14 protein-coding genes are annotated in these 14,465 nt (G+C 65.1%); 4 read left to right on the top strand and 10 right to left on the bottom strand.

Features of this window, described 5'->3' with window-relative positions:
* Positions 1 to 22: 22 nt before the first annotated feature.
* Both QRM60_RS05450 and QRM60_RS05455 read right to left on the bottom strand, forming a co-directional pair.
* Entirely contained in the window at positions 23 to 2,386 is a 2,364-nt protein-coding gene (locus QRM60_RS05450) for a Tex family protein (protein ID WP_285445766.1), read from the bottom strand.
* Between the two features lie 104 nt (positions 2,387 to 2,490).
* A complete protein-coding gene (locus QRM60_RS05455; protein WP_042599220.1) occupies positions 2,491 to 2,718 on the bottom strand; it encodes a hypothetical protein in 228 nt (75 codons plus the stop codon).
* Between the two features lie 192 nt (positions 2,719 to 2,910).
* Here QRM60_RS05455 and QRM60_RS05460 point away from each other — a divergent pair, with 192 nt between their 5' ends.
* Positions 2,911 to 4,122, top strand: coding sequence for an FAD-dependent oxidoreductase (locus QRM60_RS05460; RefSeq protein ID WP_115530533.1), 1,212 nt, complete (start codon positions 2,911 to 2,913; stop codon positions 4,120 to 4,122).
* Here QRM60_RS05460 and QRM60_RS05465 read toward each other — a convergent pair.
* The 5 genes from QRM60_RS05465 to QRM60_RS05485 form a co-directional block, all read right to left on the bottom strand.
* Positions 4,080 to 4,568, bottom strand: a complete 489-nt coding sequence (locus tag QRM60_RS05465; protein WP_285445767.1) for a hypothetical protein — start codon at positions 4,566 to 4,568, stop codon at positions 4,080 to 4,082. The two genes, QRM60_RS05460 and QRM60_RS05465, sit on opposite strands and share 43 nt — an antisense overlap.
* Positions 4,565 to 4,765, bottom strand: a complete 201-nt coding sequence (locus QRM60_RS05470; protein ID WP_011037304.1) for a PspC domain-containing protein — start codon at positions 4,763 to 4,765, stop codon at positions 4,565 to 4,567. The genes QRM60_RS05465 and QRM60_RS05470 overlap by 4 nt, the downstream gene beginning before the upstream one ends.
* Positions 4,766 to 4,867: 102 nt before the next feature.
* Positions 4,868 to 5,944 carry a class III poly(R)-hydroxyalkanoic acid synthase subunit PhaC gene (locus QRM60_RS05475; RefSeq protein WP_011037305.1) on the bottom strand — a complete coding sequence of 359 codons (1,077 nt, stop codon included), beginning with the start codon at positions 5,942 to 5,944 and terminating at the stop codon, positions 4,868 to 4,870.
* On the bottom strand, positions 5,941 to 7,113 hold the full coding sequence (gene phaE / locus QRM60_RS05480; RefSeq protein WP_285445768.1) for a class III poly(R)-hydroxyalkanoic acid synthase subunit PhaE: 1,173 nt from the start codon (positions 7,111 to 7,113) through the stop codon (positions 5,941 to 5,943). Before phaE ends, QRM60_RS05475 begins: the two co-directional genes overlap by 4 nt.
* Before the next feature lie 59 nt (positions 7,114 to 7,172).
* Positions 7,173 to 7,787: a CDP-alcohol phosphatidyltransferase family protein gene (locus tag QRM60_RS05485; RefSeq protein WP_014507867.1), complete on the bottom strand. Its 615-nt coding sequence runs from the start codon at positions 7,785 to 7,787 to the stop codon at positions 7,173 to 7,175.
* A gap of 128 nt (positions 7,788 to 7,915) precedes the next feature.
* Here QRM60_RS05485 and QRM60_RS05490 point away from each other — a divergent pair, with 128 nt between their 5' ends.
* A complete protein-coding gene (locus tag QRM60_RS05490; protein ID WP_115556147.1) occupies positions 7,916 to 8,674 on the top strand; it encodes a 3-hydroxybutyrate dehydrogenase in 759 nt (252 codons plus the stop codon).
* Positions 8,675 to 8,882: 208 nt separating this feature from the next.
* On the opposite strand, the gene QRM60_RS05495 is transcribed toward QRM60_RS05490, so the two are convergent.
* The 3 genes from QRM60_RS05495 to QRM60_RS05505 form a co-directional block, all read right to left on the bottom strand.
* The gene (locus QRM60_RS05495) at positions 8,883 to 9,371 is read right to left on the bottom strand and encodes an 8-oxo-dGTP diphosphatase (RefSeq protein WP_076055149.1); all 489 of its coding nucleotides are present in this window, start codon (positions 9,369 to 9,371) and stop codon (positions 8,883 to 8,885) included.
* A 58-nt stretch (positions 9,372 to 9,429) separates the two neighbouring features.
* Positions 9,430 to 9,939: a DUF1249 domain-containing protein gene (locus QRM60_RS05500; RefSeq protein WP_014507870.1), complete on the bottom strand. Its 510-nt coding sequence runs from the start codon at positions 9,937 to 9,939 to the stop codon at positions 9,430 to 9,432.
* A gap of 205 nt (positions 9,940 to 10,144) precedes the next feature.
* Positions 10,145 to 10,966, bottom strand: coding sequence for a pyruvate, water dikinase regulatory protein (locus tag QRM60_RS05505; protein ID WP_011269676.1), 822 nt, complete (start codon positions 10,964 to 10,966; stop codon positions 10,145 to 10,147).
* A gap of 142 nt (positions 10,967 to 11,108) precedes the next feature.
* Between QRM60_RS05505 and ppsA the strand changes: the two genes are divergently transcribed.
* Positions 11,109 to 13,487 carry a phosphoenolpyruvate synthase gene (gene ppsA / locus QRM60_RS05510; RefSeq protein ID WP_285445769.1) on the top strand — a complete coding sequence of 793 codons (2,379 nt, stop codon included), beginning with the start codon at positions 11,109 to 11,111 and terminating at the stop codon, positions 13,485 to 13,487.
* Positions 13,487 to 14,446, top strand: coding sequence for a mechanosensitive ion channel domain-containing protein (locus tag QRM60_RS05515; RefSeq protein ID WP_011037313.1), 960 nt, complete (start codon positions 13,487 to 13,489; stop codon positions 14,444 to 14,446). Before ppsA ends, QRM60_RS05515 begins: the two co-directional genes overlap by 1 nt.
* Positions 14,447 to 14,465: the final 19 nt, after the last annotated feature.

Consider the following 14,465-nt stretch of genomic DNA (forward strand, 5'->3'; position numbering starts at 1 on the left):
CACCCGCCAGGGTGCGTTGCGATCAGCTGCGTTTAGCGCGCGCGAAGGCGTCGGCCAGTGCGTTGTTGGCGGGCGGCGCACTGGTCCGCGGCTTGGCAGTGCCGGATGCCGGGCCACGCCCGCCACCACCGCCTCCATCGCGCCTGCCCTGCCCCGCGCCACGTGTGTCGCGTGACTGCGCGGCCGCGTCGGCCGGTGGCGGCGTATCCGACAACCGCCGGGTCAGCGCGATGCGTTTACGCGCCACGTCCACTTCCAGCACCTTGACCTTGACGATGTCGCCGGCCTTGACCACGTCGCGCGGGTCCTTGACGAAGGTGTCCGATAGCGCCGAGATGTGGACCAGGCCGTCCTGGTGCACGCCGATGTCGACGAACGCGCCAAAGGCCGCGACGTTGCTGACAACGCCTTCCAGGATCATGCCGGGCTTGAGGTGCTTGATGTCCTCGATGCCCTCGGCGAACTGCGCCGCCTTGAATTCCGGGCGCGGGTCCCGGCCGGGCTTTTCCATTTCCTTGAGGATGTCGCGCACGGTGGGCACACCGAATTGTTCGTCGGTGAACTGCTCCGGCTTGAGGGCGCGCAGGAAGCTGCCATCGCCCAGCAAGGCCTTGATCGGCTTGCCGGTGCTGCTGACGATGCGCTCCACCACCGGATAGGCCTCCGGGTGCACCGCCGACACATCCAGCGGCTCATCGCCGTCGGCAATGCGCAGGAAGCCGGCACATTGTTCGAAGGTCTTGTCGCCCAGGCGCGGGACCTTGAGCAGGTCCTTGCGGCGCTTGAACGGGCCGTTGTCGTCGCGATGCCGCACGATGTTTTCCGCCACTGTGCTGGACAGGCCCGACACGCGCGACAGCAAGGCCGCCGAGGCGGTATTGACGTACACGCCCACCGCGTTGACGCAGTCTTCCACGCGTGCGTCCAGCGCCTTGGCCAGGCGATATTGGTCTACGTCATGCTGGTACTGGCCCACGCCGATTGCCTTCGGCTCGATCTTGACCAACTCGGCCAGCGGGTCCTGCAGGCGCCGCGCGATCGACACCGCACCGCGCAGCGAGACGTCCAGGTTCGGGAATTCCTTGGCGGCGAATTCAGACGCCGAGTACACCGATGCGCCGGCTTCGCTGACCACGATCTTCTGCAGCTTGGCGCCGTCGCACAGAGCGATTGCCTCGCCGGCAAGCTTGTCGGTCTCGCGGCTGGCAGTACCGTTGCCGATCGCGATCAGCTCCACGTTGTGCTGCAGGCACAGCTTCTTGATCGTCTGCAGCGACTGGTCCCACTGCCGCTTGGGTTCGTGCGGATAGATCGTCTCGGTAGCCACCAGCTTGCCGGTGGCGTCGACCACGGCGATCTTGCAGCCCGTGCGGATGCCCGGGTCCAGACCCAGCACCACGCGCGGGCCGGCGGGCGCCGCCAGCATCAGGTCCTTGAGGTTGTCGCCGAACACGGCAATCGCCTCGGCCTCGGCCTTTTCGCGCGCCTGGTTGAACAGGTCCAGCAGCAGGTGCATGTGCAGCTTGGCGCGCCAGGTGAGCCGGCAGGCATCGAGCAACCAGCGATCGGCCGGGCGGCCCTGATCGGCAATGCCGGCGTTGCACGCCACACGCCCTTCGGCGTACTGATGCCCGGCGTCGGCATCGGTGCCCGGGTCCAGATCCAGGTACAGAAATTCTTCGCGGCGTGCCCGGAACAAGGCCAGCAGGCGATGCGAGGGAATTCTGGCCAGCGATTCGGCGTGGTCGAAGTAGTCGCGGTATTTGGCACCGGCCTCTTCCTTGCCCTCGGCCACGCGCGCGCGGATCACGCCGTTGTCGTTCAACCAGCTGCGCAGTTCGCCGACCAGCGCGGCGTCTTCGCCCCAGCGCTCCATCAGGATCGCGCGGGCGCCTTCCAGTGCGGCCTTGACGTCGGCCACGCCCTTGTCTGCATCCACGTAGGCCGCTGCGGTGGTGTCCGGCGCCTGGGTAGGGTCGGCCAGCAAGGTGTCGGCCAGCGGTTCCAGCCCGGCCTCTCGCGCAATCTGCGCACGCGTGCGGCGCTTGGGCTTGTACGGCAGATACAGGTCTTCCAGGCGCGACTTGGTGTCGGCGGCGACGATTTCGCTGCGCAGTTCGTCGCTGAGTTTGCCCTGCTCGCCGATGCTGGACAGGATCGCGGCGCGGCGGTCTTCCAGTTCGCGCAGGTAGGTCAGGCGCGTTTCGAGGTTGCGCAGCTGGGTGTCGTCCAGACCGCCGGTGACTTCCTTGCGGTAGCGCGCGATGAACGGGACGCTGGCGCCTTCGTCGAGAAGGGCAATGGCGGCGCGCGCCTGGGCGGGTTGGGCACCGATCTCATCGGCGATGGTGCGGGCGATCTGCTGGGCAAGCTGGGTGTCGTGCATGGCGGCGCGGTTGGAACCGCTTCACTGTCAAAAATGCATTTTCGCAGTGCCGGGGCGCCGCGGAAACCCGTTGACAGGACCACCGTAAACCTATGCCGACGCGCTTAGCTGACGCGGCGTGCGTAATGGGTGGCGGCGCGCTCGACCAGAATGCTTTCGTGCAGCGATTCCAGCGCCATGACGCGGATCTTGCCCACGTCCTTGAGCGGCACCATGCGCTCCACATACACCTCCGGACCGGCCTCGGTCATGGTGCGCGACTTGCTGAAGCCGTACGGCACCACGCCTTTATCGCCATCCTTGCTGCCACCGACGTACAGGACAATCGACATACCCTCACCCTCTTCTGCTGCTGTTGCTGCGTTGACGGCGCGAGCATAGCGAGCACGCCGTGAGGAGCTTTTCCACGCACGTTAACGCCGGCTGTTTGCGATTTGGTGACCGCCCGATGGCGGCTGCACGCGTCACGGCCGCTTCACCCCGCTTGATCGTCCAATCCAGTTCCGCCCGCTCACCGACACCGCATGAACCTCAAAAGTGGTTATCCGTTCTGGTCGATCCGCAACGGATTGATGCGTCCCTATCCGCGCCTGGAGCAGGACACCCACTGCGAGGTGGCAATCATTGGCGGCGGCGTGACCGCGGCATTGATCGCGCACGAGCTGCTGCGTCACGGCCATGAGGTGGTGGTGATCGAACAACGTGAGATCGGCTGGGGCAGCACCTCGGCCAGCACTGCGTTGCTGCAATACGAGATCGACACGCCGATGGTGGATCTGGCGGCGCAGTACGGTATGCCCGCCGCCGCGCTGGCCTATGGTGCGTGCGCAAAAGCGATCCTGGATCTGCAGGAGCTTTGCGATGGCCTGGGCGGCTGCGACTTCACGCGCCAGGACAGCCTGTACTACGCCAGCCGTGCGCGGGATCTCAAGGATCTGCAGCGCGAACTGGACGCACGCAAGACACATGCGCTGCCGGTGGAATGGATTGCCCGTGACGCGCTGTGGCACGACTACGGCGTGCGTTCGGAAGGCGCCATTCTCAGCCGGCTCGCCGCCAGCGTGGACCCCTACCGCCTGTGTTACCGGTTGTTCGCAGAATGCGAGCAGTACGGCGGCCGCATCTACGACCGCAGCCCCATCGCCACCCTCCAGGCGCATGACCAGCATGTCGATCTGCGCACCCAGGACGGGGTCAGCGTGCGCGCGCGGCACGTGATCATGGCCGCCGGCTATGGCAACCAGCAGTGGCTGTCGCAGCGGGTCGCACGCAACCGCAGCAGCTATGCCTTCGTCACCGACCCGCTACACGACACCGACGTGGGCGCGCTCAAGCACACCATGATGTGGGAGACCGCGCGCCCCTACCTCTACGTGCGCACCACCGCCGACGGCCGCGTGGTGGCCGGCGGCGAAGACGACAGCATTGATATTCCCGCGCGCCGCGACGCACGCGTGCTCAGCAAGATGGACACGCTGCTGAAGAAGATCGCCAAGGTGATGCCGGACGTGCGGCTGCGGCCGGTGTTCGCCTGGGGCGGCACGTTTGCGGAAACCGCCGATGGGCTGCCGTTCTTCGGCACGCATTCCGAGCACGGCCCGCGTGTGGCCTTTGCCATGGCGTATGGCGGCAACGGCATCACCTACAGCGCGATCGGCGCCGGCCTGCTACGTGCGCAACTGGAAGGCCGCGCTCACCCGTTGTCGGACTTGTTCGGCTTTTCGCGACTAGGCTGAGACCACCACGGCCACCAACCGTGGCCGTGCATTGCGTAGGCATCTGCGGCGCGCTCCAGCGGGTTGCGCACGTGGATACCGCCGCACAGCAGATACACCGGAAGAAACAGCGGGCCGAGCAGCATGTATTGATACACGTGCGCGCGCTCGTGGTCGCCGAGCCGAACCGCTGGATGCACGCAGCGGCCGGCGGCATGCGCATAGGTGGCGCATTGCAACTCCAACGATGCACCCTTCAACAAGATGACATTGCCCAGTGTCATCGCCCCGCCCGGCCCCCATGGCCAGGCATGGAAGACCACTGCGGGCTCAGTGGCTGACCAGCGCGGCCGCGCGCCAAAACAGGCGCCCAACGCACCGATCGCCAGCCCGATGAGCGTGTTCGGCAACGTCCACAGCGCACCCAGCACCTGCAGCGCGCCCAGCCAGCGCGGGACGCGACTCAATCGGCCTGATTCGGGATCAGCAGCCACAGGATCAGGTAGACCAGGATGCCGGGAAATGCAGCCGAGGCGATCGACACAATCACGAACAGGATGCGCAGCAGGGTCGAGCTCCAGCCGAAGCGGCGCGCGATGCCGCCGACGACGCCGGCGATCATGCGGTCGTTGAGGGAACGGGACAGTGCAGTGGTGGTGGACATGAGCAGCCTCCTGGAACGTGTCTCACAGTGTAGGCAGGCCAGCTACAGCGGATCGTGAGGGCACGCGTGCGTGGCGCAGCCTACCCCGTTGCATTCACTGCGTCAGCCGTTGCCGCCACGTGCTTGCAACCAACGATGGATCGCCACCGGCACCTCGCGCTGTGCACGGCCGGAGACGTAGATGCCGATGTGCCCACCGCGAAAGCTCAGCTCGGTGTAGTCCTCGCTGCCCACCAACCCACGCAGGGCGCGCGAGGCATCGGGCGGCACCAGGTGATCGTGCTCGGCATAGATGTTGAGCACCGGCATGTCGACAGCGTGCAGATCCACCGCCTGCCCGCCGATACGCACATCGCCGGTGACCAGGCCGTTGCGCTGGTAGAACTGGGTGACGAATTCACGGAACGCTTCGCCGGCCAGGTCGGGCGAATCGAAGATCCATTTTTCCATGCGCAGGAAGTCCTCCAGCGCCTGCTTGTCGTCGAGGATGTCGAGCAGCCCCACGTACTTTTGCAGGTTGAGCCGGAACGGCTTGAGCATCAGGTAACTGGCATTCATCAGATCCGCAGGCACGTTGCCCATGGTGTCGACGAACAGATCCACATCGACCATGCGCGCCCAGTTGGAAAGCATGTTGTCGGGGGTGTGGAAATCCACAGGCGTGACCATGGTGATGAGATTGCGGATCTTGGCGCGCTCCAGCGCGGCGTAGCACAACGCAAACGTGCCGCCCTGGCAGATGCCGAGCACGTCCACCGCCTCCAGACCCGACGCCGCACGCAGATGGTCCACCGCGCCATCGATATAGCGCAGTAGATAGTCTTCCAGCGTGAGATAGCGTTCGGAGCGGTCCGGATACCCCCAATCCAGGACGTAGACGTCCTGGCCGTGACCGAGCAGGCCCTTGACCAGCGAGCGATCGGCCTGCAGGTCCACCATGTACGGCCGGTTGACCAGCGCATAGACGATCAGCAACGGCGTACGTGCCACCGGCGCGGCATCGCCGACGAACCGGTACAGCACCACCTTGCCGTCGCGCCAGACTTCCTGGCGCTCGGTGACGCCGTAATCCACGTCCTCCACGCCGGGCAGCAGCTTGAGCCCTTCGCGCAGCTTGCGCTGCATCGACAAGGTCTCCTGCATCAGGTCCTCGGCACTGAATCCCAACGGGCCCTTCATGGCTTGCCTCCGCGCGGTGCGCGCGCCGGTGACTTGGTGGTCTTGGTGGCCTTCTTTGCAGCCGGTGGCGTGTTGGATGCTTTCGGTCTGGACGTCTCTGGCGCAGCTGCTGTCTTGCGCGTGGCGCGCTTGGTTGGTGCGGCCTCAGCCTTTGTTCTTGGCTTGGCCGCCGCACGTGGCGGTGCGCTGGCAGCGGCGGCGGGCTCCGGGCCCGCATCAGGCTTGGACGCGGACGCCGCAGCCGGCTTGGCCTGCGCGGTGGGCGCGCCACGCAGCATGCGACGCACTGCCCGCTCCAGCTCGGCAATACGCCGATGCGCGGCATCCATCTCGGAACGGGTTGGCATGCCGAGGCGCTCGCTCACCTGTTCCACTTCCTGTTGCAGGGCCGCGCGCAGCCGCATGTGCGCGTTGGCAAAGCCACCGTAGACCTCGCGGAACTGATCCGACAACGCCACGTCCGCATACGATTCCTCAGCCGCTTCGATCCACAGATCGAACAAGGCGCGCGCGCTGGTCAGCTGGCTGCCACTGGTTTCGTGTTCGCTCAACTTGCGTTCGAAGCGCGCAAACGCCTGGTCGATCGCTGCCTTGAGCTGCTCGGCATAGGCCTGCGACTGCGCCTGGTAATCCTGCTGCGCGCGGGCCAAGGTCTGCCAGCGCGATTGATGATTGCGATTGAGGCCGAAGGCCGGCATCTCCAGCCACGCGGCATTGTCTTCGCGCCAGCGCTGCAACGCCTGCGCGGCTTCCTGCAACCACGGATCGAAGCCGCCCTTGCTGCCGCCACGCAGCGAGCCCAGCGTCCATTGCATCAGCTGCTCGCCCTGCCCTTGCACGGCGTGCCGCCAGGCGTCGGAGACCGCGCTGGCAGAGGTATCGCGCCCGGCGAACTGCGCGGCCACCTGCTGCATGGTGCCGTACCAATCCCCGGCTTGCGTGCGGAAGCGGTCGATCGCCTCCTGCGCCTGCGGGGCGGCCTGCGTGGGCAACACCTGCGACCACCAGTCGACCGCCTTGCGCCAGTCCTGCGGCGTCTCGCCAGCCGGGCCCGGCGGCGGTTGCGCGGCGGAAGCGGACTGGCCGTGGCGCATGGCATCTCCCCAGGCGCTCCAGTATTGGCGCGCCTTGTCTTCGAAGTTGCCGTTGTCCGAACCGCTGGTTGTCATCGTCCACTCCCGTGGCTGGTCCACCCAGCCATCCTACCGCGTGTGTTCCGGCGCACCGGTCAGGGCTTGGGGATGCGCAGCGTCTTGCTGATCATCAGCGAGCCGGACACCGCGAACAGCAGCACCAGCGGGTGGAACTGCCACGGGCCGAGCTGCCATTGCCCCCACCACAACGTCTGGCCGATATGCCCGGTGCTGGCCGCCACCGCCAGCAGGATCACCAGCACCAGGCTGGTGGGGATCGGTGTGCCTTCGAAATACGGCACCTTGTCGGCCTCGCCGGCGATCTCTTCGGCGGTCACGTTGTAGCGCGCCAGCCGGCTCACGCCGCAGCAGACGAAATAACTGAGCACCAGCCAGTCCCAGCCGCCGCGCATGCCGCAGGCATAGCCAAGCGCGGCTGGCGCCACGCCGAACGAAATCACGTCGGCCAACGAATCCAGCTCGCGGCCCAGCGTCGAGGACGCCTTGCGCCAGCGCGCCACGTGACCGTCCAGCGCATCGAAGACGAAGGCCAGCGGAATCAGCGCCATGCCCAGCAACAGGTCGCCGCGGTGGCCTTCCTGCAGAAACCGCATGGCCGCAAACACCGCCCCGGTGCCGCAAAAGGCGTTTGCCAGCGTGAACCAGTCTGCGAGTTGAAAGTCGCGCAGCATCGAAAAATGGCGTTTCATGCGGAACCTGAGGGCATCGAGGCGCAAAGGGTAACGCGCGCGCGACGCGCAGGCGACCGTTTCAACGTGCTCGGCTACCCTGGCGGCCACTGGCACCGTTTCAGTGCCACATTCCACGAGGACACCCGATGCGCAGCATCCTGATCACCGGTGCCGGCAGCGGCATCGGCGCCGGCCTGGCCACCGTTCTTGCCGCCGACGGCCACCACCTGCTGGTGAGCGACGCCGACCTGGCCGCGGCCGAGCAGACCACCCAGCAGGTGCGCGCAGCCGGCGGATCGGCCGAGGCCCTGGCACTGGACGTCACCGACGAGCGCAGCATTGCCCAGGCACTGGCGGCCGCCTCGCGCGCGCCCGAGGTGTTGATCAACAACGCCGGCCTGCAGCACGTTGCGCCGCTGGAGGAGTTCCCGATGCAGCGCTGGGCGCTGCTGGTGGACGTGATGCTGACCGGAGCCGCACGTCTCAGCCGCGCGGTGCTGCCGGGCATGCGTGCGGGCGGCTACGGGCGCATCGTCAACATCGGCAGCATCCATTCGCTGGTGGCCAGCCCTTACAAGAGCGCCTACGTGGCCGCCAAGCACGGGCTGATCGGGCTCTCCAAGGTGCTCGCGCTGGAAACCGCCGACTGCGACATCACCGCCAACACGCTGTGCCCCAGCTACGTGCGCACGCCACTAGTGGAGCGGCAGATCGCCGACCAGGCACGCACGCGTGGAATTGCCGAAGACGCCGTGATCCGCGAGGTGATGCTCAAGCCGATGCCCAAAGGCGCCTTCATCGAGTACGACGAACTGGCCGGCACCGTGGCCTTCCTGATGTCGCACGCGGCGCGCAATCTCACCGGCCAGGCCATCGCCATCGACGGTGGCTGGACCGCGCAATGAAGCGGCGGCGAAATTTTCACCAGGGCTCTTGACAGCCAGATGGGGCAAGGCCTGAACACGGTTGTCCACAAACTTGCGCAGTTTTCATCCACAGGGGATGTGGAAAAGTTGGCAAAGCCGGTGCGGTAGGCTTCACAGTTCGGCCGTCAGTGATGGCTAAGCCCAGTCACCGAGATTGCATGCTTGCGCCGCAGACCGCGCGCAACCCTCACACGCGCGAATACGACCACGACTGCATGCGCCCGTCCCGATACGGCATCACGCCATGGAACGGGCGCGGGTCGCCATCGAACACCAGCGGCAGAAAGTTGCGGTCGCCCTCCCACATCGGCACCTGGTCCATCTGCGCAATGGGGACCCATTCCAGGCTGCCTTCGGGGTTGGAGGTCTGCGGCGTGCCGTCAAAGCTGTGGATCAGGAACACGAATCCCAGCCAGTCCTCGCCCTGCTTGCCGAAGCCCGGCCAGCTGATGGTGCCGCGCAGCTGCATCTGGCCGCATTCCACACCGGCTTCCTCGCGGATTTCGCGGCGCATGCAGGCCAACACATCTTCATCGGCTTCCAGTTTGCCGCCGAGCCCGTTGTACTTGCCCAGGTGATGATCCCCGGGGCGGGCGTTGCGATGGATCATCAGTACCTGGGTGCCATCCGGCGACAGCAGGTAGCCGAGCGTGGCGACAATCGGGGTATGCGGCATGGCGAACGATCAGACATGAAGCACATCAGTATGACCGAAGCTGCGCGCCGCGCAGCGATCAGCTGATGGCCGGCTGCGCGTTGGCGCGCGGCGGCGCGACGTAGTCAGTGTCCAGGCGCAGCGTGGCCACGCCATGGCCGCGCTCGGCCAGATAATCCAGCCACTTGCCCAGGAACGTATTCATGCGCATGCGGTGGCTGATGAGCTCGGCAGGCGGCGGGAACATGCCCATGGTGTCCTGCCAGCGGCGGCCGACGTAGCAATGCGTGGTTTCGGCCTGGCGCGCGTCCCGATACAAGCGCACGTAGGCGGACGGGTCCGGCTCGCCGGTGACCGGGTCACACAGGTCGTAGGTCAGCCGCAGTTCCACCGTGTAGCGGTGGCATTCGATGACGTCCAGCCGCAGGTCCAGGCCGTCGCCGATCGAGGACACATACGAACCCGGAGCGAGGTCGGCCGGCGCGAACAGCCGGGTGAGGTGCTGGAAGTTTTCCGCATACAACCCCATCAGCCAGCCGAACCGGCTCAACTTGGGGATGCGTTCGAGTTTACTCAGTGCTTGCGCCATGCATCGATCCTACACGCTGGGCTGCCGCACGGGCAGCATTGACGGCGGCCGAAGGCCGGTCCACTCTTGGCGGAGCACTGCCCCGCCCGCTTCGATACGTCACCGGGTGCCGACCGGCCATACCAAGTCGCACTGCTGCACAAGGCAGACAGTGGCAGCCTGCCCGCTTCACCAATCCCGAATCCCGCGTCACCAATCCCCGCTTCTAAAACATCTCGCGCTGCAAGCCGAGCGTGGACAGCACCTTGCTGGAGATTTCCTCGATCGAGGTATTGGTGGTGCTGAGGGTTGGAATCCGTTCCATCTGGAACATGCGCTCGGCCGTGGCCACCTCGCGACGGCACGTCTCCGCTGCGCTGTAGCGCGAATTGGCGCGCCGCTCCTGGCGAATCTGCTGCAAACGCTCCGGGTCGATGGTCAGCCCGAATAACTTGCTGCGGTAGTTGCGTAGCCGCGGCGGCAAGCGTTCGCTTTCGAGGTCTTCTTCGGTCAACGGATAGTTGGCGGCGCGGATGCCGTAATGCAAGGCCAGGTAGATGCAGGTGGGCGTCTTGCCCGCGCGCGACACCGCCACCAGGATCACATCGGCTTCGTCGTAATTGAGCGCTATGCCATCGTCATGACTGAGTGCGAAGTTCATCGCATTGATGCGGCGGTGATAGGTCTCGAAGTCGACCATGCCATGCGCGCGACCCACACGCGAATGACGCGGCGCGTTGAGCTCGCGCTCCAGCGGTTCAATGAAGGGGGCGAACACATCCAGCATCAACGCGCCGCTCTCGGCCAGGATCATGCTCAACTGTGGATCCACGCACGAATTCACCACCACCGGCCGCACCTGGTAACGCTCGCCTGCCGCGCGCACACGCAGTGCTGCATCGCGCGCTTTGTCTGCATCATCGATGAACGACATACGGTCGGTGACAAAGTTGAACCCGCTGAACTGCGTGAGCAGGCTATGCCCAATCGTTTCAGCGGTGATACCGGTTCCATCGGACACGTAAAACACCGGCCGGATTGTTGACATCGACTCCACCTCTTTGAACTAGTGTCCAAAACTTACGGGTTCATGCTTGTGCAGGCTCCGCTGTGCACTGCATCATAGCGGCTTCTTCCTACGGTCGCGGCCATTCAGCCCGCTCGGGCGATGGCCTTACGGAGCATCGCGCTTGAACGAGAATATCCTGTGGTTGCATGAGCTACGCCTGGTCGATCTGGCCCGCGTAGGCGGTAAAAATTCCTCGCTCGGCGAGATGATCGGCAACCTGGCCGGGTTGGGTGTTTCGGTTCCCGGTGGATATGCGACCACTGCCGAAGCATTCAAGGACTTCATCGCGCACAACGATCTGTCCAAGCGCATTTTCGACAAACTGGAGACGCTGGACGTTGAAGACGTCACTGCGCTCACGGTCGCCGGCAAGGAGATCCGCGGCTGGGTGATCGACGCCCCGCTGCAGCCGGAGCTGGACCGCGACATCCGCAGCGCCTACGAAAAACTCTGCGCCGAGAACGGCGGCGGCGAAGTGGCCGTGGCAGTGCGTTCGTCGGCAACCGCCGAAGACCTGCCCGACGCCTCGTTCGCCGGCCAGCAGGAAACCTTCCTCAATGTGACCGGCGCCGACGACGTGGTGCACAAGGTCAAGGAAGTGTTCGCCAGCCTCTACAACGATCGCGCGATTGCCTATCGCGTGCATCACGGCTTCAAGCACGAAGATGTGTTCCTGTCGGCCGGTGTGCAGTTGATGGTGCGCTCGGGCGTGGGTTCGTCCGGTGTGTTGTTCACCCTGGACACCGAGTCCGGCTTCCGCGACGTGGTGTTCGTCACCTCCAGCTTCGGCCTGGGCGAAATGGTCGTGCAAGGCGCGGTCAACCCGGACGAGTTCTATGTCTACAAGCCCACGCTCACTGCGGGCAAGCCGGCGATCCTGCGTCGCTCGCTCGGCAGCAAAGCAATCCGCATGGTGTATTCGGATGTGCCCGGTGAACGCGTGCGCATCGAAGACACGCCGGTGGAGTTGCGCAACACCTTCTCGATCAGCGATGAAGATGTGCAGGAGCTCTCCAAGCAGGCGCTGGTGATCGAAAAGCATTACGGCCGCCCGATGGATATCGAGTGGGCCAAGGACGGCGTGAGCGGCAAGCTGTTCATCGTGCAGGCGCGCCCGGAAACGGTGAAGTCGCGTAGCCATGCCACCCAGATCGAGCGTTTCTCGCTGGAAGCCAAGGACGCCAAGATCCTGGTCGAAGGCCGTGCGGTAGGCGCCAAGATCGGCAGCGGCGTGGCACGCGTGGTGCGCTCGCTGGAAGACATGAACCGCGTGCAGGCCGGCGACGTGCTGATTGCCGACATGACCGACCCCGATTGGGAGCCGGTGATGAAGCGTGCGTCGGCCATCGTCACCAACCGCGGTGGCCGCACCTGCCACGCGGCGATCATCGCGCGCGAACTGGGGGTGCCGGCGGTGGTGGGTTCGGGCAATGCCACCGACATGATCAGCGACGGCCAGGAAGTCACTGTGAGCTGCGCCGAGGGCGACACCGGCTTCATCTATGAAGGCCTGCTGCCGTTCGAGCGCACCACCACCGACCTGGGCAACATGCCGCCTGCCCCGCTCAAGATCATGATGAACGTGGCCAACCCGGAGCGCGCATTCGACTTCGGCCAGCTGCCCAACGCCGGTATCGGCCTGGCGCGTCTGGAGATGATCATCGCCGCGCACATCGGCATCCATCCCAACGCACTGCTGGAATACGACAAGCAGGACGCCGACGTCCGCAAGAAGATCGACGCCAAGATTGCCGGCTATGGCGACCCGGTGAGCTTCTACATCAACCGCCTTGCCGAAGGCATCGCGACGCTGACCGCGTCGGTGGCGCCGAACACGGTGATCGTGCGGTTGTCGGACTTCAAGTCCAACGAGTACGCCAACCTGATCGGTGGCTCGCGTTACGAGCCGCATGAAGAAAACCCGATGATCGGCTTCCGCGGCGCCAGCCGTTATGTCGATCCATCCTTCACCAAGGCGTTCTCGCTGGAGTGCAAGGCGGTGTTGAAGGTGCGCAACGAGATGGGCCTGGACAACCTCTGGGTCATGATTCCGTTCGTGCGCACGCTGGAGGAAGGCCGCAAGGTAATCGAGGTGCTGGAGCAGAACGGGCTCAAGCAAGGCGAGAACGGGCTGAAGATCATCATGATGTGCGAGCTGCCGTCCAATGCGCTGCTGGCCGACGAATTCCTGGAGATCTTCGACGGCTTCTCGATCGGCTCCAACGACCTGACTCAGCTCACCCTGGGCCTGGACCGTGATTCCTCGATCGTGGCGCACCTGTTCGACGAGCGGAACCCGGCGGTGAAAAAGCTGCTGTCGATGGCGATCAAGTCGGCGCGCGCCAAGGGCAAGTACGTGGGCATCTGTGGCCAGGGGCCGTCGGATCACCCGGAACTGGCCGAGTGGTTGATGCAGGAAGGCATCGAGTCGGTGTCGCTGAATCCTGACACCGTGGTCGATACCTGGCTGCGCCTGGCCAAGCTCAAGAGCGAGGGTTGATGGGAATGGTGGGTGGAGTGTTGGCGGCGGCTGCGGGAGCGGCCGCCGCAAAACCGGCGGCAGCGAAGTCGCCGGCCTTTGACTGGAGCAACCTCAATTGGGCGGAGTACGCGCTCAATTGCGGGTTGGCACTGCTCATCCTCGTGGTGGGCATGTGGCTGGCCAAGCAACTCAGCCAGTGGCTGCACCGCGCACTGACGCGGGCACGGGTCGAAATCACGCTGGCCAACTTCCTGCGCAACGTGTCCTATGCGTTGTTGCTGGTGCTGGTGTTCGTGAGCGCACTGAGCAAAATCGGCGTGCCGCCGACGTCGCTGATTGCGGTGCTCGGCGCGGCCGGTCTGGCAGTGGGTTTGGCATTGAAGGACTCGCTGTCCAACATCGCCGCGGGCGTCATGCTGATCGTGCTGCGGCCGATGCGCGATGGCGACCACGTGGTGATTGCCGGCCAGGAAGGCATTGTCGATGAGATCCGGATCTTCCAGACCCGGATCAAGGCGTTCGACGAACGCATGATCACGCTGCCCAACAGCACCATCACCACTGCGCCCATCATCAATTACAGCACCCTGCCCACCCGCCGTCTGGAAGTCACCGTCGGCGTCGGCTACGGCGACGATTTGAAGAAGGCGCAGCAACTGCTGCTGCAGATTGCCAAGGACAACCCGAACGTCCTCGATACACCGGCGCCGTTCGTCCAGGTCACCAACCTGGGCGAGAGCACGGTGGATCTGATGCTGTTTGCATACGCGAGCAACGGTAATTTCGGCGCAGCCAAGAGCACCACGCTGGAGCAAATCCGCGACCAGTTGCTGGAAAACGGACTGAGCATCCCCTACCCGCAGCGCGACCTGCACGTGTACCACCACGATGCCGATGGCAAGCCGATTGCCGAGCTGCTGCGCAAGGGCGTTACCGACGATGGCGATCTGACCAAGGGACCGCCGCTGGCACGTTGAGCCTGCATGGGCACGCGTT

Origin of the sequence: Xanthomonas sp. fls2-241-TYG-148 (genome assembly GCF_030208815.1) — a bacterium.
Classification (GTDB): domain Bacteria; phylum Pseudomonadota; class Gammaproteobacteria; order Xanthomonadales; family Xanthomonadaceae; genus Xanthomonas; species Xanthomonas campestris.